This window comes from Pseudomonas sp. CK-NBRI-02 (assembly GCF_008124495.1).
In the GTDB taxonomy this organism is placed as follows: Bacteria; Pseudomonadota; Gammaproteobacteria; order Pseudomonadales; family Pseudomonadaceae; genus Aquipseudomonas; species Aquipseudomonas guariconensis.
This window is the reverse complement of the sequence record NZ_VSJH01000026.1, coordinates 51756-73712: the sequence shown is the minus strand read 5'-3', so window position 1 is coordinate 73712 and position 21957 is coordinate 51756. Positions and strand designations below refer to the sequence as shown.

Genomic DNA, 21957 nt, shown 5'->3' with positions numbered 1-21957 from the left:
ATCACAAGCTCCTCATCATGCGCCACAGCATCAGACACCCCACCGCCTGCAGGGCGAAGGCGAACAGCAACATCATCTGCCCCTGGCTGTCGCGCCACATGGCCATCAGGTAGCCGGGGTTACCCAGCAAGAAGTAGCCAACCATGGTCAGCGGCAAAGCGCCGAGAATCCAGGCGGTGATCCGTGTCTCACCGGTCATGGCCCTGAGCTGGCGAGCCCCTTGCTCACGTTCGCGGATCAGCTTGATCAGGTTCTCCATCAGCTCGCTGGCGTTGCCGCCATAGTGCTGATTGATGCGCAGCCCCAAGGCGAACAGCCGCAGCTCGTCCTGCTCGTACAGTTCAGCCAGCTCATGCACGGCCTCCTCCAGAGGCACACCCATGCGCACGTTGCGCTGCACACGGCCCATGGCCGAACGCAACGGCTCGCGCGTGCCTTCGATCCCACCGAGCACCGCATCGCTGAGCGTGCGGCCGGCCTTGAGGCTGCGCACGCTGTAGTCCAGCAGCCCAGGCAGTTGTTCGACGATCAGCGCCAGACGGCGGCGACAGCGCCAGCTCAGGTACAGGTAGGCCAGCAGTGGCAGCGCGGTCAGCACCAGCACGGCCGCGACCCAGCCGGCCAACAGCAAGGCCAACGCGACCAGGCCCAGCCAGCCTGTCAACCAAGGGCGCAGGCTGAACTCGCCCTGGGCCAGCCCCGCACGCTGCAACAACGGGTCGAGCCAGTCACGCCGCACCGTGGCGGTTCGCACGCTCTGGTAGGCACGTCCCAAGCGCTGCAGGATGCGCTCCTCGCGGCGTTTGTACTGACCTCGGCGAAACAGCAGCAAGGCCACGCCCAGCAACAAAGGCGCCAGTGCCAGCAGCAGCGGGCCCATCACATCACCCCGTCCTGGCGCAGCTTGGCGCCCGCCGGGTTGGGGGCATCGCGCAAGAAGCCCTCGCCGCCGCGCCGGTCGAGGCGGAACAAGGTATTGGTGACATACACGTCGTCACGCACCCCGACCACCTCCAGCACCTCGCTGACGCAACGCCGGCCATCGGCCAGGCGGGTCAGCTGAATCACCACATCGAGCGCCGCGCACACCATCTGGCGCAGCGTCTTCTCGGCCACCTGGCGCCCCGTCAGCCCCACCAGGGTCTCCAGGCGCAGCAAGGCATCCTGCGCGGTGTTGGCGTGCACCGTGCTCATCGAGCCATCGTGCCCGGTGTTCATCGCGGTGAGCACGTCGAGCACTTCGGCTCCGCGGATCTCGCCGAGCAGGATGCGGTCCGGGCGCATCCGCAAGGCGTTGCGGATCAGCTCGCTGGCCTTGATCTCGCCATGCCCTTCGGCGTTCGGTGGCCGGGTTTCCAGGCGCACCACGTGCGGGTGGTGCAGCTGCAACTCCGCCACGTCTTCGATGGTCACCAGGCGCTCATGGGGAGAGATCATCTGGCTGAGGATGTTGAGCAAGGTGGTCTTGCCCGTGCCCGTGCCGCCGCTGACCAGGATATTGCAGCGCCGAGCCACGGCCCGCTCGAAGAAGTCGAAGATGGCCTGGTCGATGGCACGGGTGGCCAGCAGGTCGGCACTCTTGAGCATGTCCTGGCGGAACTTGCGGATCGACAGGCAAGGCCCGTCCAGCGCCACCGGCGGGATGATCGCATTGACACGGCTGCCATCGGGCAGGCGGGCGTCGACCATCGGCGAGGATTCATCCAGGCGACGCCCGAGCGGCGCGAGAATGCGCTGCATCACTCGCTCCACGTGATGGGCGTCGATGAAGCGCAGGTCGGTGCGCTGGAGCATCCCGGCCCGCTCGACGAAAACCCGGTGCGGGCCGTTGACCAGGATCTCCGTGACACTGGCATCGCGCAGCAGCACCTCCAGCGGGCCATAACCGGTCAGCTCATCGACCAGCTCCTCGGCCAGGCGCTCGGTCTCGTAGCGCGACAGCGCCAGGTGCAGGCGTGCCACGTAGTCGCCGACCTGCTCCACGACGAACTGGGTGAGGGCAGGCCGCGCGCCTTCGAGCAGGTTGCGGCCGCTGTCTTCGATGGCATCGATGACGAAGCGGTGCAGGGCACGCTTGAGTGCCTGCGGGTCGGCCCCCGCGTGGCGCGGGCCGCCAAAGGGTTCGTCGGCACTCATTTATGGCTCCACAGGCGGCGCAGCCAGGTAGTGGGGGTGGGCTTGGCCAGGTGCTCCGAGCGCCGCGCCAATCGCTCGCCGAGGTAATGCAAGGCCTGGGTCAGGCTCTCCCGGGGGGCCAGCTCGAACAGACTCAGCCCCTGGTTCTTGGCATTCAGGCGCACCTCAGGGCTGTAGGGCAACGCCTTGAGCAAGGTCAGGCCATAGCGCTTGGCCAAAGCATCGGCATCCGGCGCCACGTTGCGCAGGTAGCGGTCCACCAGCAGCACGGCATGGTCGAGCTTGATGCCCCGGTCGCGCCACTGCTCCAGCACCTCCAGGTTGCGCCGGCAGTCGAGGATGTTCTGGTCGGTATAGACGATCAGCTTGTCGCAATGGCTGACGATGGTGCGCAAGGCATCGTTGTCGGCCTGGCCGGTGAGGTTGACCACGATGTGCTGGAAGTGCTGGCGCAGGGCACTGAGCAACATGTACAGCTCGGCCGCGCTGGTCTGTTGCAGCGGATCGTCGCTGTCGGCGTAGGCCAGGATGCGCAAACCGCCCTTGTCACGCGGGAAGGCGCTGTCGATGAGGGTGCCATCGAGCCGACGCAAATGGCGCAGGGCGTCGCCGAAATAGAACGATGCCTCCAACCCGAGCAAAGTCAGGCTGTCCCCCCGCGGCAGGCCAAGGTCGAGCAGCAAGGCTTGCTGGCCGCTCTCCTGCACCACCCGCGCCAGGTGGGTGGTCAGCAATGCGCCATCGGCTGCGGCCTGGGCCCCGTAGAGCACCGTCAGCCCGCCCAGGCTTGGGTTGCTGGTGACCGCCGGCAGCCGCTTGCTCAGGCGCCGCACCAAACCTGCCACTTCGCTGGCGCGCGAGCCGTAGGCGACGAAGTCACGGGCACCGGCGCGCATGGCGTGCAGGACCAGTTGGTTGTCCATGCCATCGCCCAAGGCCACGATGGCCAACATCGGCTTGGCTTCCAGCACACCCTCGATCAGCGCGCACTGATTGATCAACTGCTCGCGGTCCAGGCCAATGAACAGCAGGTTGCTGAAGGTCACGTCGACCAAAGCCAGCAACTCGTCGAGGCTACCGCCACTGGCACCGATCACTTGGCCGAGCGGGGCGAGCGCGCCCTGCAGCCAGCGCAGGTCCTCCTCGTTGCGGGTGATGGCCAGGTAGGTCTGGTTCAGGCTCTCGCTCATCGTGATAACCCGCTACGGCCTTCGAAATTGCCGTTTTCCAGGAAAAACAGCTGCCCCCAGCTGGGGTCGTAGGTGCGCAGACGCTCGCCCGGCAGTTCCGGCAAACGGGCATTGGCGGCCAGCGGCTGGACCAGGTGAGGCGTGACGATCATCAGTAGCTCGGTGTCTTCGCGATTGACCGTCGACTGACGGAAGAACGCACCGAGAATGGGCAGGTTGCCAAGGCCCGGGAACTTGTCCACACCCGAGCGGGTGCTGCTGCTGACCAGGCCACTGATGATGAAGCTTTCCCCATCGGCCAGCGAAATGCTGGTGTCGGTACGCCGGACTTTAAGCCCCGGCACCTGGGTGCCGGCGATATTCACCGCGTTGGTGTAATCCAGCTCGCTGACTTCCGGCGCGACCTTCAGGTTAATACGGTCGCGGCTGACCACGGTCGGCGTCAGGGCCAGGCGCACGCCAAACTCTTTGTATTCGATCGACACGCTGTCGCTGCCGGTGCTCGGCACCGGGATAGGGATTTCGCCGCCCGCGAGAAAACTGGCGGTCATGCCACTAAGCACGGTCAGGCTCGGACGGGCCAGGGTGTAGGCGAAGCCGCTGGTTTCCAGCGCATTGATCGCCGCCAGAAAGCGGCTGCTGCCACCGCCCCAGACAATGTTGAACACGTTGTCGTCGAGCGGAATCAACGGCCGGGCGATCGGCACAGCGCCAGGTGTGACGCGGGTCCCTGGCACAGTACCCGGTGAGCCGATCAGGCTGTTGTTCGATCCTTTGAAGAACAGCCGCGCCCCGGCTTCCTTGTATTTGTTGCGCTGCACTTCGACGAAGCGGATATCGGCCTGCACTTGGCTGGGCAATTGAGGGTCCTGGGAAGGCAGCATCGTGTCTTCGGCCATGTCCGCGCTGGCCCGGCCTTTGACGAACAGCATGGCCCGGTGGGGGGCCGGTGCACAGGCGGTCCACAGCATCAGGCTGGTATTGCCTGCCCCGACCGCCGTCAGCAACACGGCGCGCTCGCCGCTGGCCTGGACATCGGCGACCTTGGGCTCGCCCACCGCCACCCGGCTGATGGCCACCGGCAGGCGCAGCTCCTGTTGCAGGCCTTGGTCCATCTCGATCACCGACGGCAGTTGGCTGAATGCAGCGCAGCCTTTGTCGGCCGCCTGGGCCATCGGCAGCAACGTCACCATCGTCAGGGCAGGGCACAACTGTCTGAGTATCCGCTCGATACTACGCATGGCGGCGTCCTTGCTAGGTCACGGAGTCTTTGAGGTATCGGCAGCCTGGGCGCCACGGATGATCTGCATGCCCGAGATGCCGCTGCCAGGCGCCACCGTCTTGGCAATCGGCACCTGCGACAGCTGACTGAAACGATAGAGGTCACGGTTGGCGTTTTCCACCTGGGCACTGGCTTCGGTGCCGGCCCAGTAACGGGCCAGGCGTTGTTCGTCGGCGCTGCGCACCGCCAGACGCAAGGTCCCTGTCTGGGCCGCCAGCATCAGTCGGCTGGCCAGCGCTTCAGGCACGGCCAGTGCCACGGTGCGGGTCGTGCTACCCGGTTGATCGCGACGGGCCTTCTGCTCCTCCTGGGTCTGTGCCGGCCGGCCATCATTGGCCAAGCCCATCTGCTCGCCGACGCTGAGCACGCGCAGTGCAGGCAACACCACCTGCGCGGAAGACTGGGGATTGTTGTTTTCCTCTCGCAGAAACAACAGCACATCCACGTAATCGCCCGGACGAAGCTGCCCGGCGGCACCGATCACATCGTCCACCGCCACGGCCACGGCCCGCTCGTGTGGGCGGATCATCCGCGCCAGCGGACCACCTGCCTGGAAACTGTCTTCGGCAAGCCAGCTGCCTGCCGCCAAAGGGCGCATGCTGCTACGCCCGACAACCTGCTCGATTCGCTGGAATGCCCCTGCCGGCACTACCTGCAGGCGCTCGAGCAACAGATCGTCTGGGGTCAAGGGGGTATTGGCAGCAACGTCGCGGCGCAGCACGACAATCTGTGAGCGCACAGGCTCCTCTGCCTTGGCCGGGGTCGGCGCGGCAGGCGCAGCCACGGGAGCCATCACCGGGGCCGGTTGCTCGACGGGCACCGAGGGGCGACTAAGAACCAGCCCCCAGTACCCAGCCACCAACGCGGCGACCAGGAAAAAACCGGCGAGCATCATGGTCAAGCGACTACTCATATCCGCTATCCCCTTACGCCGTTTGCGCATTTAGCTGATGGCAAAAAGAAACTATTTCGCTATTGCAACGTAGTCCAAATGCCACAAATTGCCATGAGAAACAGGTGCTTTTTGATGCCACTAAATTGACACCTCGGCAAAACAGAAACTTAGCGCGGCTATTCAAAACCAATACTTTTGGATTAATCCGTTCTTACATTTGCGGCTTTCGACAGGTTGGCAAATTCTGTGATGGCAAAGGGGTATCACACAGGCGATTCCCCCGCCATCAGCGCTCGAACGCGCGAGGAGTTGCACCATGTCGCTCAAACGCATCCTTCTCCACTGCAAAGAGTTCATCACGCGCAAGGACGGCGCCTCCGGTATCGAATACGCGGTGATCGCAGCCATGGTGGCGGTCGTGCTGGCGGGGTTCGTCCCGGGCGTGTCCAAGAACATCACCTCGGTCATGAATAAGATCCAGACAGCTATCACAGCGGAGAGTGGTACCGGGACCGGGACTGGCACGGGGACTGGCACGGGGACTGGAACCGGCGGTTAAGGGCCAGCAAACTGGAAGCTTTGGACCCCATTCGACAGGAGCCGACCATGTCACTCTCTTCCTTGCGTCAACAGATCCTCCTGGTAGACGACGAGGAAGAGGCCCTGCTCGAACTCGCCGAACTGCTGGAGAACGAAGGTTTCATCTGCCTGACCGCCACCTCGGTCAAAGGCGCCCTGCTCCAGCTCACCCGCCACCCGGACGTGGCCCTGGTCATCACCGACCTGCGCATGCCCGAGGAAAGCGGCATCGGCCTGATCAAACGCCTGCGCGACCACACGGCCCGCCAGCATCTGCCGGTGATCGTCATGTCCGGTCACGCCGACATGGAAGACATCAGCGACCTGCTGCGCCTTCAGGTACTGGACCTGTTCCGCAAGCCCATCTATCACGCACGCCTGCTGGAGACGCTGGAGAATTTGTTCCCCAAGCCGCGGATGCAGGTCGTGTGCTGACCCCTGGGGACGCTCGCGCCCCATCGCAGGCCTCGCCAGCGCCCAAGAGACCACGCAGTGGTAGGGCTCGCTCTGCTAAGCGCCACTCACCCTCACAGGGAAACACTTAGATTCACCATGATCCTCGGACTGCGATCCAGGCTGTCCTGCGCCACATCCGCCAGGGGCTTGGCCAGTTCCACGGCCAGGTTGTAAAAGCGCCTATCCCCTATGCGTACTCCCAACGCCGCCGAGGCCAGTCGTGCCCGCTCCAGGTCGCGCCCGTTCGACCACGCCCGGGCGGCATCGAGCGCCAGATAGGGCTGCAGCAACCGTACCCAAGCGCCGTCGCGGTAGACGCTGTAGTCCAGCTCGTAGGCCAATCCCCACCCCTTGTCACCCGAGGCCTGGTCGGCCGGGTAGCCGCGGCCGAAGTGCTGGCCACCGAACAGCAGGCGTTCGCTGTCGGGCAGGTCGTTGCCGCTCCAGTACACCGCGCCGGACACCACACCCTGCCAGTCACGCGCCAACGCATCGCGCTGCAAACCAGACAGGCGCAGGCGCAAGAAATCCACATCGCGGGCGCTGTCACTGCGAGCGCCGAACAGATCCAGGCCTTGGTGCACGCCGGCACTGACTCTACGCAACCGACCGTACTCGACCTTGCGCCAGTCCCCTTCGAAGGACACCGCCCGAGCATAGGTGTCACTGTCGTCCTGGCGCGCTGGGTCGGACGTGCGCCAGTCGACGTGATCGGCCGTGGTGTAGAACTGCCCGACCACATCCAGCCACTCGTCGGGTTTGACGATCAGGGCTTGGCTGACGCCGATGGCAAGGCGCTCGCTATCCCAACGCTGGCGCAGGTTCTCACCGTCATCCAAGGGCACAAAGGTGCGCGGCTCGCTGCGAAAGCGGGACGCCGAAAGCAGCAGCCGGCTGCCCTCGGCGTCCAGGTATTGGCTGTAGTCGAGTCGGTAGTAATGGGCCTCGTCGTCACCAGGCGGCAGCAGGACGCGGGCGCTCAACTGCTCGGCGAAACGGGCCTGGGCCTGGCTGTCGAACGCCATCAGCGCTTGCGCGGACGTGCGACTACCCTCGGCCAGGGTCAACCTGGCGCCAAAGGGTTTGCGCCCGACATGGACGATCAGGCGCATGGCGCCATCGCGCCACCCGGCGGGCTGCAGTTCGGCCTCGACGCTCACACCAGGCATGCGCCCGATCAGGCCGGTATAGCGCTCGAAGGATTCTCGCGTCAGTGGCCGCTCGGCCTTGAGCTTGTCGAGGATTTGCTCCAGGTAGCCGACCGCGGGCCCGATCTCCCCGTGCACCTGGGTTTCGCCGATATAGCCCTCCTCCAACACCACGTGGACACGGCCATCAGCGAAGTCCTGAGGCGGCAGGTAGGCCCGCGATAGCAGGTAACCATCGCGCCGATAACGCTCGGTCAGGCGGTCGGTCACTGCGATGAGTTCAGCCAGGGTCACCTGATGGCCGACCACGTGCTGGTAGTGCTCGCGCAATTCGCTCAGCAGGTACACCGTACCGCCTTCGAAGCGCACCTTTCGGACTGCCACAGACGTGTTCAGCGGCCATGCAGGCGCTGTTTTCTCCGCGGCCGGCATGCGCACCCCCGCCGGAAGAGGACGATAGGTATCGATCGGCAGGTTGGCGGTGGGCAGGCGTCGTTCGACCTCATTGCCGTCGAGCACGCTCGGCAGCGACCCGGCATGGCAAACACAGGCCCCGGACACCATCAGCAGCGTAACGACCAGAGGACGCATAGGACGCTCCATGACCCCGCGAAGACCGGGCGCAACAGGACCGCCCTGTGGTTCAAGCGTAGGTGCTGGCCTCACGATCGTCGAACGGCCGAAGCGAGCGGCGCGGTGGTCGCTATTGGCTGACCTGAAACTCTACCCGCGCGGTCTCGCCACTTTCGTCCAGCGCGCTGAGTTCGATGCGCCCGGTCTTTTCGAAGCGCACCAGCAGACTGTCCTGGTCGCGGGTCTCGCCCAAGGGCTGTCCATTGAGGAACCACCAGCGCTGACCGCTGCCGCCCAAGGCCGAAACCGGCACCTGCAGCGGTTCGCGACTGGTTGCCGGGCGTCGCAGGGTGTCGCCGGGGCGCACACCGACGATCGACAGCGGCGGCGCGCTCACCGGCACTTGGGGCGGACAGCTAGGGTCCACCGCCGGCAGGCGCGCGGCGCGGCGCTCGATGCGGGGCAGCCACGGCTCCAGCGGCGCCGGCCACAACGCCACCTCCTGCGCCTTGGCGCCGCTGCAACTGGCATCGACGCGCAAACCACGCCCATTGACCCAAACCGTCTCGCGCAACCCAAGCCCCAGCGGCTGATCGGCCGCTTGCAGGGTCGGCGGCGTAGTGCCGTCCAATGTCCAGGCGAAGCGCTGGCGACGGCAGTTGGGGTCCAGGCGGTTCATGGGCTGGCCCAATGGCCAACAGATGGCGGCCACACCGACGCTCTCCGGCACCCGCTCGGCCGGCACATTGATCCCCCGCTGGCTGTCACGGTTGCTGAGCAGGTCGTGGACTTGCAGCATCAGCGGCGCCGCCGAAGCCAAGCCGAACTGTCCCGGCACCGGCGTGCCGTCGGGTCGGCCGATCCACACACCGATCAGGTAGCGCGGCCCCACGCCCACCGACCAGGCGTCACGAAAACCGTAGCTGGTGCCGGTCTTCCAGGCCAACTGCGGGCGCTGTACCAGCTCAGCGTGAAGATCACGGTCCGGCCGGGCCTGGCCGCTCAAGATACGCCGGACGATCCAGGCCGAACCAGGCGACAGCAGCTGCCGCTCGACCAGCGGATCCTGAGGTTGCAGGCGTACCCGCGCGCTCTTCCCTTCACGGGCCAGGGCCGCGTAGCCACCCACCAGGTCCTCCAGACGGCTGCCCGCTCCGCCGAGGATCAGCGACAGGTTCGGTTCGGCGAGCGGCGGCAGTACCAGCGGCATGCCACCCATGCGCATCTGCGCGGCGAAACGCTTTGGCCCGTAGGCCTCGAGCAACTGCACTGCCGGCAGGTTCAGCGACAGGGCCAGGGCGGAACTGGCCGAAACCGGGCCCGTGAAGCCCATGGAGAAATTACCAGGCCGGTAGTCGCCATAACGACGTGGCAAGTCCTGCAACAAGGATTCTGAGTGGATAAGCCCATCGTCCATGGCCATGGCGTAGAGGAACGGTTTGAGCGTCGAGCCGGGTGATCGCAAGGCCTGGACCATGTCGACATGACCGAAGCGGCGCTCATCGGCTAGGTCGATGGAGCCGAGGTAGGCGCGCACGGCCATGGTTTGCGCCTCCACCACCAGCAGCGCCGCTGAGGTGCGCTCGGGCAGCCGTGCACGCCAGCCCAACAGCAGGTCCTCCAGGCGACGTTGCAAGGCCGCATCGAGGGTAGTGCGAATCAGCGGTGGGCTGTTGGCGCTGTTCAGACGCCGGGCCAGCAAGGGGGCCAGGGCCGGCTCCTGGCGAGGCGCCAGCAGCAAGGGTTCTTCCTGCGCCTCGCTCACCCGCTGCGCCGGCCATACCTGGTACTCGGCCAAGCGCTCCAGCACCTTGTCGCGGGCCCGCTGGGCACGCTCGGGGTGGCGATCCGGGCGCAGCCGGCTGGGCGCCTGGGGCAGCACCGCCAGCAGCGCTGCCTCGGCAGGCGTGAGGTGCATCGGCGACTTGCCAAGGTAAGCCCAGCTGGCGGCGGCCACCCCTTGCAGGGTGCCGCCGAACGGGGCGCGGTTGAGGTAGAGCTGAAGGATCTCACGCTTGGACAGGTGCCACTCCAACTGCGCCGTACGCCACAGCTGACGCAGCTTGCCCGACAGGGTGCGTTCGTGAGGGTCGAGCAGGCGTGCGACCTGCATCGACAGCGTGCTGCCGCCCGACACCACCCGGCCACCACGCAGGTTCAGCCAGGCTGCACGCGCCAGCGCCAGCGGGTTGACCCCGGGATGGCTATAGAACCAACGGTCCTCGTAGGTCAGCAGCGCTTCCAGGTACAACGGCGAGACCTCCTCGGGGCTCACCGGATACCGCCACACTCCGTCGGCATCGGCAAAACGCCACAGGGGCGTGCCATCCTCGGCAAGCACCACCCGCGCCAGGTCATCGCCCGGCATGGGCAACGGCCACAAGCGATCGGCCAGCCACAACAGCGCCACGACCAGCACACTGGCGATGCCGATACCACGCACGACCCTTGCGGTGCGGGTGCGCAGGCACGCTACCATTGGCATCGGGAACCGACCTGCCCAAGTGATGGCCAAAGGCTAGGGAACGGCACCCGCGCCGATTCGTTCATCAGGAAGCAACTATGCATGTAGAAGGTTTTTTCGAGTGGCTGGGCCAAGCACTGGGTTCGTTGATCCGTTTCATCGTCGACGGCCTTAGCGGGTTGTTCAACCTGCTGGCCAACGCCGGCAGCAGTTTCATCGACGGCTTGGCGCGCAACCTGGGCATGGACACCTCGCTGGTCAGCATCCTGGCGCTCATCGTCGGCCTGATGCTGCTGTACTCGGCCGTCCGCGCCTTCATGCGCGCCTCGATCATCCTCGGGATCATCTGGGCGTTGCTGGGCCTGTGGGTGTTGAGCTGGATCGTTCATTAGAGCTGCAAACTGCAAGCTGCAAGCAAGCGTGGCTCACACCACCTGCTTTTACTTGCCGCTTGCCGCTCGAAGCTCCAAGAGCCCTCAGCGCCCTCTCACGATCATCTCTCCCTGCCCTTCCCCAACCGCCTGCAGGTTAGGCCGGTACATCGACTCCACCTGCGGTGGCGGAATGCGATAGGTCCCCGGCGTCACTGCCCGGGCCAGGTACAGCAGATGGCTGGTGCCGTAGCCATCGAGCTTGAGCGCGGCCACATAGCGGTCGTCGCGATACTCCTGGTGCACCAGGTTGGCATTCTGCATCGACTCGCGCCACTGCTTCACCGCGCTGCTGGCGTTGTCCAGGCTGGCGGCGCTCTGGGCCAGGTTCTGGTTCTCCAGCTCCAGGCCCGCCGGCAGCAGGTCCACCACCAAGGCGTCCGGCACCGCGGTGGAGGCCTTGAGCGCCAGGTGCACCAGCACCAACTCGCCGCTGCGTAGGCTGCGCACATCCAGCGGCTGGCCGTTCATGCCCAGGTACTCACGGCGGATCTCCATACCGTTGCCCCCTGCAGGCGGGGCCTGGCGCGGGTAGCCGGAGAGGGTCAGCTGCTGGTAGAGGGTCTCGCTGCCCTGGTTCTGCACGGTCAGCGGCGACATCAGCAAGGGGCCTTCGAGCTTCATGCCCGATTCAGCGTTGTTGAACTCGCGGATCTCTCCGGCGCTGTCCAGGCGTGCCTGCCACTGGCCTTCCGGCTTGCCCAGCAGGCCACGACCGGCCAGGTACAAGGCGTTGCGCTCCTGGGTCGACAGCCAGCGGTTGGCCGCCAGCTCATCGGACAGCGCGAACAGGCGCTGGTCGACCTGGTTGGCGGCCAGGTTGTTCTCCTGCAGCAAGGCCAGGATCAGTGCCTGGTCTCGAAGGGTGCTGCCGTAATCGGCCATCCAGCCATCGCTGCGCTTCACGCCAAGGCCCGCCTGCAAGGCTTGCTGGGCACGCGGCTTGTCACCCATCTTGTCCAGCGCCACCGCCAACTGCACCAGTGGCAAGCCGGAGCGCGCATCGCTGCGGCGCTCGAACAGGCCACGCAGGGCACCGAGCGGCGCCTGCTGGTTGCGCGCGAGCACCAGCGCGGCATAGGCCTGCACGGCAAAGCGGGTGTGGTCGGCGTTCTGGCTGTAGTCCACCTCGATCAGGTTGCGCTCCTGCACATAGCGCAGCAGGCGTTCATTGGCTTTCTTCAGGGCCTCGGCCGGTACACCGAAGCCTTGCTCGCGGGCGCGCAGCAGGAAGTCGGTGACGTAGGCGGTGAGCCAATATTCCTCTTCGCTGTCCGAGCTCCACAGGCCGAAGCTGCCGTTGTAGCGCTGCATGCCCAGCAGGTGCTCGATGCCCATCTCGATCTTGCGCTTGCGCACGTCGGCCGGCTCGCCCTTGATACCCAAGCGCTTGAGGCTTTCGGCATCGGCGTAGAGCGAAGGGTACAGGCCGCTGGTGGTCTGCTCCAGGCAGCCGTAGGGGTAGGCCTCCAGGGCGCGAATCTGTTCGGCCAGGTTCAGCGGTGGGCGGCTGGACAGCGCCAGGCTGGCTTCCAGGCCCGCGGTCTCGAAGGCCGCGAGGTCGCCTTCAGGCAAGGTCCAGGGCTGGTCCTTGAGCGCCACGCGGTAGTGCTTGAGCATCGCCGGATAGGCGGGGCGCACGCCAAGCGTCCACTGGCGCTCGAAGGCTGGGGTCGGCTCGCCAGGCAACTGCAGGCCGTTGACCCGCACCTGCACTTTGCCTTGGCCCAGGCCACCCTGGGCCTGCACCGGGATCATCAAGGTCTTGCGCTGGCCCTCGGCCAGGCTGACGCTCTGCTGGCCTTCGCCGGCCAGGGCCAACTGGCCCTCGGCGCTCACCTGCACGTTCAGTTGCTGGGCGCGGCCGGACAGGTTGGCCAGGTCCAGCGCCAGGCTGGTGCGATCGCCACCGGCCAAAAAGCGCGGCGCCGAGAGTTCGGCGATCAGCGGTGCGGCGACGACCGTCTTGCCTTCGGCCATGCCGAAGTGCTCGTCGGTCCAGGCCTGGGCCATCAGGCGCAGCTCACCGTTGAAGTCCGGAATCTCGACAGTCGCCTCGCCCTCGCCTTGTTCATTGAGCGTTACCGGAAGGCTTTGCTGGGCAACGATGGTGACCGTGGTGTTGGGGCGTTTGCCGCCCTTGGCCATGGCCGCGTCGCCGCCGAATGCCAGGCTCGCCAAACGGCCCTGCCCGGCCTCGATCAGCTGGCCGTAGATATCCAATTGGTCGGCACCGTAGGCCTTGCGGCCGAACAGGCTGGCGAACGGGTCCGGGGTCTTGAAATCGGTGATGTTGAGGATGCCCACGTCCACCGCCGACAACAGCACATGCACCTGTTTCGGCACGCTGCCATCTGCGTTGGCGGCCTTGAATTTCACGGTCAGCGGTTGCTTGGGGCGCATCTTCTGCGGGGCCTGCAAGGTCAAAGCGAGCTTGCGTTCGGCACGGTCCAGCGGCAGATGCAGTACACCCACGGCGCGCTTTGGCGTGGCGTTGGCCTTGCGTTCGCCGGGGCGGATCACCAGGGCGCTGATGTACAGGTCGTGACGCGCCCACTTTTCATCCAGCTGCACGTCGAAGGTCTTGCCCTCGGCGGGCACGTCGATCTCCTGCCACCACAGCGGGCCATCGCTGGATTCGATCATCAGATAACCGCTGCCGGCAGCAGGTGGGGTGACCGTGACCTTGGCGGTGGCCCCGTCGGCATAGGACGGTTTGTCCAAGGCCAGCTTGACCTGGTCCGGACGCACCGCGCCACCTTCGGCGTTGTCCTGGGCCCGGTAGCCCGCCCAGAAGCGCACGCTGGAGACCAGCCCTGTCTGCGGGTCTTCTACCTCGACCCGGTACGGGCCCCACTCCACCTGGAAGTTCAGCTTGGCGGTGCCGCCAGCCTTCACGCTGACGGTCTCCTCGCTCTGGGTGAGGAATTTCTCGTTGTAGTTGTAGCTCCAGCCGTCGCTCTGGGAGTAGTTCCAGTAATAGTCGCGACGCTCACGCACCAGACGCACCTTGAGGTCTTCGGCGGCAAGCTTGTGACCTTCGCGATCGGCCACCAGCACTTCGAATTCCACGGGACCGTCGCTGTCGGTTTCCTCGCCCTCGAACAGGCCACGCAGGCCCGGCAGGCGTTCGGCCGGCCAGATCGGCTGCTCCAGGCGGCGGGTGATCGGCCGTCCGCCAGACTCCTGGAGGCTGGCCTGGACAGTCAGTTGCAACGGCGAACGGGCCTCGGCCCAGCGGCTTTCGATATCCAGGGTGGCCTTGCCGGCGTTGTCGAGGGTCACCTCGTCCAGCTCCAGGTCTTGGTTGAGTTCGGTCTCGGTGACCGAACCGAACTGATAGCCCGGCAGCGCCGGCACGGCTTCGCGCAGAGGGCGTACATAGGCCTGGCCGCTCAGACGGTTGCCGGCGGCAGGCGCGCCGTAGAGGTAACGGCCATTGACCTGGATGCGCGCGGTTTCGTCAGGCGACAGCGGCGCGCTGCTGCCCTTGAGCTCCAGGGCCAGGCGCTCTGGGAGGAAATCCTCGACCAGGAATTCATAGACCTGCTTGCGCCCGCCCCCCAGGTCGAGCAGCAGTTGCCAGCGTCCGGTCGGGGCTTCGGTGGCCAGTTGCAGTTGGTATTGGAACAAACCGTTGCTGTCGGCCTCCCAGACGAACTTGCGGCTGACCTGCTCATCCGGCCGACGCACCTCGACCGTCACCGGTTGCGCCTTGACCGGCTTGCCGTCCTGATCGCGCAGCAAGCCGTTGAGCAACACCGTCTCGCCCGGGCGATACAGGTCGCGCGGACCGAAAATGAAGAACTGCAGCGGATTGGCCTGAGGGCCTGTGATGTCGAACTCGGCCAGGTCCAGGGCGGCGGTGTTCAGGCGTAGCAGCGTGGTGTTTACACCCTGGGTGGCGATCAGCGTGTCGGCCTTGGCAGTGATCGGCAGTTGTGCGTGGCCCTCGCCGTCGGTTTCGGCCTGGGCCAGCAGCTTGCCCTTGTCATCGTGCAACTCGAGAGTGACGCCCTTGAGCGCCTTGCCGCCTTCCAGGGCCTGGGCGAATACGTCCAGGCGATCCCGGTAGCGATGGGCGGAGACACCGATGTCGCTCAAAGTGAACAGGGTCGCCGGCTGGGAATAATCATAGGTGCCCGAGGCGCGCATCACCGCCAGGTACACGCCCGGCTCCTGCAGCGGCTTGATCCCGGCGATCGGCAGCAGCACAGTCTCGCGGGTGTTGCGCGCAGGGTTGAGGTCGAAGCGGCCGCTGTAGACCAGGTCGGCCATGTCCAGGGTTTCCTTGGACTGGTAGTAGTACAGGCTACTGTTGCGACCCCAGTTGACCAGGAAGCTGGAGAGCATGTCCGGCTTGATGCGGAAAAATTCCACATCGACCTTTTCGACGTTCAGGGCGATCACCGGCAGGCCTTCGGCCAGGCGGGTGGGCAACAGCGAGCCGCGACTGGCGAAGCCCACGGTCGGCTGCATGTCGCGGGTTTCCAGACGGGTCACCGACTCCTGCTCCAGACGCTTGTCGTTGACCGCCAGCAGGCCCTTGTCGACCGTCAAGACCAGCTTTCGCTGCGGCTCCAGATGACGCAGGCGCAGTTCCATCTGGTTGTCCGAAAGCTCCCAGGCGCCGTCGATCTTGCCTTTGACGGTATCGACCAGATGGACCTTGGAGGCGAAGTCCTGATTGGCGTCCAAGGGAGCGGAGAAGCTGACCGAGAGGGTACTGGCACCATCGAGTTGGACTTCCGAGACGTCCAGCACGGTCAGCTCGCGGTCGGCGTAGCGCTTGGCCAGGACGGCCGGGTCTTCGCGCTTGGGCGCCGGGGTGGCGGCAGGCGCCGACGCAGCCGGCTTGTCGGCAGGAGCCGGAGCATCCTTCGACGAGGAATCACAAGCACTGAGCAGCGCCAGCGCGCAGGCCAGCAACAATCCTTTGTTGAGCATGGAAAGAGAACTCTTGGGCAGCGTGTCGATAAGGGCGCAACTATAGCGCAATGGTTGGCCACGTACCTGCCATGAGCGTGCAACTGAGACCCTGTTCGCGCACAGCCTTGGCCTGCCCGCTACAATGGCGCCACTCTCCAAGCGGCCCTTCAGCCCAAGGTTTCACATGTCCGCACTGTCCACCGACTGGCACGACCGCCGTACCCACCGCAAGGTCTGGGCGCTGGCCGCGCCGATGATCCTGTCCAACATCTCGGTACCACTGGTGGCCCTGGTCGACAGCACCGTGATCGGCCACCTGCCCCATGCCCATCAATTGGGCGCAGTGGCGGTGGGGTCGACCTTGTTCACCTTCATGGTCGGGCTGATGGGTTTCCTGCGCATGGGCTCTACCGGGTTCGCCGCCCAGGCTGCAGGACGCTCCGATGGAGCCGCTTTACGCCAGGTACTGGTGCAAGGATTACTGCTGGCCCTGGCCTTCGCACTGCTGATCGGCCTGCTGGCGATTCCTTTCAGCCAATTGGCGTTGCAGGCGATGCAACCGAGCGCGGCGCTGCACCAGTCCACCGAGGATTTCTTCCATACCCGTCTGCTAGGCCTGCCGGCGGCGCTGGCCAGCTACGCCCTGGTCGGCTGGTTCCTGGGCACGCAGAACGCCCGGGCGCCCATGGCGATCCTGCTGACCACCAACGTGCTGAACATCGTCCTTAACCTGTGGTTCGTTCTTGGCCTCGACTGGGGCGTGCTGGGCTCGGCGCGGGCCTCGGTCATGGCCGAATGGAGCGCCGCGCTGCTCGGGCTTGCCCTGACGCGTCCGGCCCTGCGCGCCTACCCTGGGCACATTGCCTGGGCCGCACTCAAGCGCTGGCAGTCCTGGCGGCCGCTGCTGTCGGTCAACCGCGACATCTTCCTGCGCAGCCTGGCGCTGCAGTTGGTGTTCCTGCTGGTAACCGTTCAGGGGGCGCGACTGGGCGAAGCCACTGTGGCTGCCAATGCCCTGCTGCTCAATGGCCTGATGCTCACCGCCTATGCCTTGGACGGCCTGGCCCATGCAGTCGAAGCCCTGTGCGGCCACGCCATCGGTGCCCGAGACCACCAGACCCTACGCCGCTCGCTGGTGGTGGCCTGCGGCTGGTCGCTGATCGTCAGCCTGGGTTTTGCCGCGTTGTTCTTGGTCGCAGGGCATCTGTTCATCGACCTGCAGACCGATATCGACAGCGTGCGCGTAGCGGCCTACCCGTTCCTACCCTACCTGGCGGTATTGCCGTTGATCGCCGTATGGAGCTACCTGCTCGACGGCCTGTTCATCGGCGCCACACGCGCACGGGAGATGCGCAATGCGATGCTGCTCAGCGTGGCGCTGAGCTTGCCCTTGGCGCTGGCGATGAGCGGGCTGGGCAACCATGGTCTGTGGTTGGCCTTTCTCGTATTCATGGGGCTACGGGCGATAACGCTGGGATGGGTGGGTTGGCAGCTGCGGCAACAAGGCCTATGGGTTCCATGAGGGACGGCGATGCGTCTGCATCACGACCTGGCATTGAGGCAATCAAAGGAATGCCCCAGAAACACCCTACCCAATAACCAGAACAAGTCTTCGTAGCTTGAGGCCATATCCTGCATCTGAAACAACCAAAGCCTCTTAACGTCGCCCGCTCCCTCTTTTATCGACAGGACTTACTCATGCTTTCCCGTCAGGTCAGACGCTTGGTCGGCTCATGGCTGTTCGCTACTGCTGTCACTTTCCCAGCCCAGGCGGCCATGGCCGGCGGCGACCCAATCCAGGAAGCAGCCCTGCAGATAGAGCGCACGCTCAAGGCGACAGTCGGATACTCGATTCATGACACCGGCACGGGTCGCTCCTGGCAGTATCGGGCCGACGAACGCTTTCCGATGGCAAGCACCGTGAAGCTTCTTTTGTGTTCGACGCTGCTCAATGAAGGGCAAGCGCTGATGACCCGATCGGTGCCTATTCACTCGCAAGACATCCTGGCCTACGCGCCGGTGACCAAAGACCTGGTCGGCACGCATGTACCTGCGGCAAAACTGTGCGCCATCACCCTCAAAACCAGCGACAACACCGCCGCCAATGCCGTATTCGAGGTCCTGGGAGGGCCCAAGGTAGTGACCGCTTTTGTCCGAGGACTGGGCGACCAGACCACCCGATCGGATCGAAACGAACCGAGTTTGAATGAGGTCATGCCTGGGGATGAGCGTGACACCACGACACCACGGGCCATGGCAAACACGGTAAAGGCATTGTTACTGGGAACGGCCCTGGACACACCGTCCAGGGCACAACTGACCGAATGGCTGAGCAACAACGAGGTGGGTGGCCCGCTTTTGCGGGCGGCAATCCCCAACGACTGGCGAATCGCCGACAGGACCGGCAGCGGAAGTTTCGGGGCGCGAGGCATTGCGGCGGTCCTATGGCCGCCGCGGGGCGAGGCGATCGTCGCGACCATCTACCTCAAGGACACCGAAGCTTCCCTGGATGAACGCAACGCGGCGATCGCCGCCATCGGCAGGGCCATGGTCAAGGCCGTTTCACCCTAGCCCGCGCCTCGATCGCTCCAGACGCTAGCGCATCGTGCCATCAGGAAGACAGGTACGACGACCGGGTCAGCCCCAGACGCAGCGCATCCAGGAACTGGGTACGCTCACGCGCCGTGATGCGGGCGCTGGCGACCTTGTCGCGGTAGTGCGTCATCAACTCCTCCGGCGAGAGGTGCACATAACGCAGCATGTCCTCGATGGTGTCGTGGGTCTCGATGCCGGCGTGGTACACGCTGCCATCGGCGTTCTGGTAGATGTTCACCGAGTCGGTGTCGCCGAACAGGTTGTGCATATCACCCAGGATTTCCTGATAGGCACCGACCAGGAACACACCCAGCAGGTAGTCCTCGCCTTCCTTGACCGCGTGCACTGGCATGCTGGTCTCGATGCTCTGTTCGTCGACGTACTGGTTGATCTTGCCGTCGGAGTCGCAGGTCAGGTCCTGCAACACGGCGCGGCGCATCGGTTCCTCGTCCAAGCGGTGCAGCGGGATGATCGGCAGCACCTGGCCGATGGCCCAGGTGTCCGGCAGGCTCTGGAACACCGAGAAGTTGCAGATGTACTTGTCGGCCAGCTTATCGTTGAGCTCGTCCAGCACCTGGCGGTGCGAGCGTTGACGGGCCTTGAGCGAGTTGTGCAGGCGGCGGCACACGGCAAAGTAGCACTGCTCGGCCAGGGCTTTCTCGGCGAGGCTGATCTTGCCGTCAGCATATTGCGCGGCCACATCGCCCATGTAGTGGGTGGCGCGCCAGTAGGTCTCGGTGACCATCTCGATGTCGGTCGGGCCCAGCAGGTCGACCAGCCACTGCACGGTTTCAGGCAGCGATTCCTTGTTCTCGATGGTCGGCACTTCGTCATTGTGCTTCTCGACGTCGGTCACCTGGATCACCAGCATGGCGTGGTGCGCGGTCAGCGAGCGGCCGCTCTCGGAGAAGATGTGCGGATGCGGCAGGCCTTGGGCGTCGCAGAACTCCTTAAGCATGCCCACCACCACGCCGGCATAGTCGTCCATGTCGTAGTTGATGGAGCTGGCGTTGCGCGAGTGTGTGCCGTCGTAGTCCACGCCCAGGCCGCCACCGACGTCGATGTGATCGACCGGCAGGCCCAGGGCGCGCAATTCGCCGTAGTAACGAATGGCCTCCTTGAAACCGTGCTGGTAGTCGGCCAGGTTGGCGATCTGCGAGCCCATGTGGAAGTGCAGCAGGCGAATGCCCTGGTCGAGGCCTGCATCGCGGAAGCGCTGCACCACCGAGATCAGCTGTGCGGCGGACAAGCCGAACTTGGACTTCTCGCCCCCGGTGTCGGCCCACTTGCTCGAAGCCAGCGACGACAGGCGCACACGAAGGCCGACCTGCGGCTTGACCTTGAGATCGGCGGCTTCCTCGATCACCAGGGCGACCTCGGACTCCTTCTCGATAACGATGAACACGTTGTGGCCAAGCTTCTGGCCCATCAGCGCCAGGCGGATGAACTCACGGTCTTTGTAGCCATTGCAGACGATGGTCCCACCCTTGGGCGCCAACGCCAGGACCGCCAGCAGCTCGGGCTTGGACCCGGCTTCAAGGCCTATGGAAACGTTCTGGGTGGCGATGATGTTCTCCACCACCGCTTCCTGCTGGTTGACCTTGATCGGATACAGGGCCGTGTACTTGCTCTGGTATTCCAGGCGCGCGATGTTGGCATCGAAGGCGCCGGTCAGCTGACGCACGCGGTCCTGCAGGATGTCGGGGAAACGCACCAGAAGCGGCAGCGACAGGCCGCTCTGGCGCAACTCGTCGACCTGCTCGTACAGGTCGATCGGGGCACTGTCCGGACCGTTGGGGCGCACTTCGACGCGCCCGGCCTCATTGATGGCGAAATAACCAGCGCCCCAATGGCGGATCCCATAAACACTGCGGCTGTCGGCCACGGTCCACTGGCTGCCATCATCTTTGCGTGTGCGTCGTACGGACATTCAAGTCCCCTGTAGATAAGTCGAAGACACTGCACCACGAGGGCGCGGATGCAGTGTAGAAACCGAAAATGACGATTCGTCCGTGCCAGGGGATAGACCCTTGCCACGGGAACGAGTTTAGAAAGCAATGGGCGAAAAATCGCGCGGGCCGGGATCAGCCGCCGGATTTCTTCGCCTTGAAGCCCTGCTTGGTCAACTCACCGAGCAGCAGCTCGACATGGTCGCCCTGGATCTCGATGACCCCGTCCTTCAGCGCGCCTCCGGTGCCACAACGGCGCTTGAGGTTGCTGGCCAGCTCCTTGAGCTGGTCGAGGGGCAGCGGGACGCCACTGATGGTGGTCACGGTCTTGCCGCCACGGCCTTTGCTTTCGCGGCGCACGCGGGCGATACCATCACCTTCGGGGATGACCTGTTGCTTGCAGATGCAGGCGTCCACCGGCTTGCCACAGTCCGGGCAATGCCGACCGGCATCGGTGGAGTAAACGAGACCGCCAAGGGCGGCGAAGGAAGAAGCTTTCTTGGCCACTTTTGTTCCTCTTTGCTGAGGACAAAAACTGGTCGGTGCCTGGGGCCAGGACCGACCGCGAAGCCCCACTCTGGCAGGGGCAGCGCTACTGCCGCAAAATCCTGCGACAGCCCGAAAAGGGCGCGCAGTGTAACGATAAATCTGCCGATTGCTAAGTACCGGAATGCGCCATTTTTCGAATGTTTTGCGACCCTTCGCGAACAAACCCATTCCCACAGCGCTCAAGCGCTATATGAGCCTTGTGAGTGCGGGCTCAGTTGCGTAAGAGCCAGCCCTGCCAACACAGCTATTTCAGACTGGCGGCGTAACGATCCAGCGCCGCCAGCGAGTCCGGACAGAACGACAAACGTCCACGATCGGCTTCTATCTGGGCAAGACTCATGAACCGCGCTTCACTGACTTCTTCGGGCTGCAGCTTCAACGGTGCATCGGAAACCGCCGAGAACACCGCGCACCATAGGCGGTTGTCCGGTTGATCGAAGTAGAACCGCTCGTGAAAGCGCAACTCGACGCCCGAGATACCCAGCTCTTCCTCCAGTTCACGCGCCGCCGACATCTCGTAACTTTCGCCGGCTGCCACCATGCCACCAGCTGCCACGTCCCAATAGCCGGGATACAAGGCCTTGCTCAACGTGCGCCGGTGCACGCACAGCTCACCGGCGCTGTTGAACAACAAGATGAAGGTGCAGCGCCCGATCAGGCCGCGCTCACGCAGCTCGGCCCGGGGTAGCGCGCCGAGCAGTCGGTCGGCCTCGTCGACCCAGGCGACCGATTCACGATCGGAGGCCGCGCGATGCGCAGCCTCCTGTGGGCTGATGGTCAT

General features: G+C 64.9%; 16 protein-coding genes. 5 read left to right on the top strand and 11 right to left on the bottom strand.

The window, feature by feature from the left end; translation table 11 throughout:
- Position 1: 1 nt before the first annotated feature.
- Genes DQ397_RS16530 through cpaB form a run of 5 tightly spaced genes read right to left on the bottom strand, consistent with a single transcriptional unit; the run spans position 2 to position 5521 of the window.
- Positions 2-883, bottom strand: coding sequence for a type II secretion system F family protein (locus tag DQ397_RS16530; protein WP_043207872.1), 882 nt, complete (start codon positions 881-883; stop codon positions 2-4).
- The gene (locus DQ397_RS16525; RefSeq protein ID WP_043207873.1) at positions 880-2136 is read right to left on the bottom strand and encodes a CpaF family protein; all 1257 of its coding nucleotides are present in this window, start codon (positions 2134-2136) and stop codon (positions 880-882) included. The genes DQ397_RS16530 and DQ397_RS16525 overlap by 4 nt, the downstream gene beginning before the upstream one ends.
- Complete coding sequence (locus DQ397_RS16520; protein WP_043207875.1) at positions 2133-3326, bottom strand: pilus assembly protein; 1194 nt, start codon at positions 3324-3326, stop codon at positions 2133-2135. The genes DQ397_RS16525 and DQ397_RS16520 overlap by 4 nt, the downstream gene beginning before the upstream one ends.
- Positions 3323-4567 (bottom strand): type II and III secretion system protein family protein, encoded by a 1245-nt coding sequence (locus DQ397_RS16515; RefSeq protein ID WP_043207876.1) that lies wholly within the window; start codon positions 4565-4567, stop codon positions 3323-3325. Before DQ397_RS16515 ends, DQ397_RS16520 begins: the two co-directional genes overlap by 4 nt.
- Positions 4568-4585: 18 nt before the next feature.
- Positions 4586-5521 (bottom strand): Flp pilus assembly protein CpaB, encoded by a 936-nt coding sequence (cpaB, locus tag DQ397_RS16510; protein ID WP_043207878.1) that lies wholly within the window; start codon positions 5519-5521, stop codon positions 4586-4588.
- 298 nt (positions 5522-5819) lie between these two features.
- On the opposite strand from cpaB, the gene DQ397_RS16505 reads away from it, so the two are divergent.
- Both DQ397_RS16505 and DQ397_RS16500 read left to right on the top strand, forming a co-directional pair.
- Positions 5820-6062, top strand: coding sequence for a Flp family type IVb pilin (locus DQ397_RS16505; protein WP_043207880.1), 243 nt, complete (start codon positions 5820-5822; stop codon positions 6060-6062).
- 47 nt (positions 6063-6109) lie between these two features.
- The gene (locus tag DQ397_RS16500; RefSeq protein WP_043207882.1) at positions 6110-6517 is read left to right on the top strand and encodes a response regulator; all 408 of its coding nucleotides are present in this window, start codon (positions 6110-6112) and stop codon (positions 6515-6517) included.
- Between the two features lie 92 nt (positions 6518-6609).
- Here DQ397_RS16500 and DQ397_RS16495 read toward each other — a convergent pair whose 3' ends face one another.
- Both DQ397_RS16495 and pbpC read right to left on the bottom strand, forming a co-directional pair.
- The gene (locus DQ397_RS16495; protein ID WP_043207884.1) at positions 6610-8277 is read right to left on the bottom strand and encodes a ShlB/FhaC/HecB family hemolysin secretion/activation protein; all 1668 of its coding nucleotides are present in this window, start codon (positions 8275-8277) and stop codon (positions 6610-6612) included.
- Between the two features lie 112 nt (positions 8278-8389).
- The gene (pbpC, locus tag DQ397_RS16490; RefSeq protein WP_043207886.1) at positions 8390-10744 is read right to left on the bottom strand and encodes a peptidoglycan glycosyltransferase PbpC; all 2355 of its coding nucleotides are present in this window, start codon (positions 10742-10744) and stop codon (positions 8390-8392) included.
- Between the two features lie 77 nt (positions 10745-10821).
- Between pbpC and DQ397_RS16485 the strand changes: the two genes are divergently transcribed.
- Positions 10822-11115, top strand: a complete 294-nt coding sequence (locus tag DQ397_RS16485) for a hypothetical protein (protein WP_043207888.1) — start codon at positions 10822-10824, stop codon at positions 11113-11115.
- A gap of 84 nt (positions 11116-11199) precedes the next feature.
- Here DQ397_RS16485 and DQ397_RS16480 read toward each other — a convergent pair whose 3' ends face one another.
- Positions 11200-16101: an alpha-2-macroglobulin gene (locus DQ397_RS16480; RefSeq protein WP_043207890.1), complete on the bottom strand. Its 4902-nt coding sequence runs from the start codon at positions 16099-16101 to the stop codon at positions 11200-11202.
- 166 nt (positions 16102-16267) lie between these two features.
- On the opposite strand from DQ397_RS16480, the gene DQ397_RS16475 reads away from it, so the two are divergent.
- Entirely contained in the window at positions 16268-17605 is a 1338-nt protein-coding gene (locus tag DQ397_RS16475) for an MATE family efflux transporter (RefSeq protein WP_043207892.1), read from the top strand.
- A gap of 176 nt (positions 17606-17781) precedes the next feature.
- A complete protein-coding gene (bla, locus tag DQ397_RS16470) occupies positions 17782-18654 on the top strand; it encodes a class A beta-lactamase (RefSeq protein ID WP_043207894.1) in 873 nt (290 codons plus the stop codon).
- A 40-nt stretch (positions 18655-18694) separates the two neighbouring features.
- Here bla and speA read toward each other — a convergent pair whose 3' ends face one another.
- From speA to DQ397_RS16455, 3 genes are all read right to left on the bottom strand, one after another.
- Positions 18695-20608, bottom strand: coding sequence for an arginine decarboxylase (gene speA / locus DQ397_RS16465; protein ID WP_043207896.1), 1914 nt, complete (start codon positions 20606-20608; stop codon positions 18695-18697).
- 154 nt (positions 20609-20762) lie between these two features.
- The gene (locus tag DQ397_RS16460; RefSeq protein WP_043207898.1) at positions 20763-21134 is read right to left on the bottom strand and encodes a translation initiation factor Sui1; all 372 of its coding nucleotides are present in this window, start codon (positions 21132-21134) and stop codon (positions 20763-20765) included.
- A 286-nt stretch (positions 21135-21420) separates the two neighbouring features.
- Entirely contained in the window at positions 21421-21957 is a 537-nt protein-coding gene (locus DQ397_RS16455) for an NUDIX hydrolase (protein WP_043207901.1), read from the bottom strand.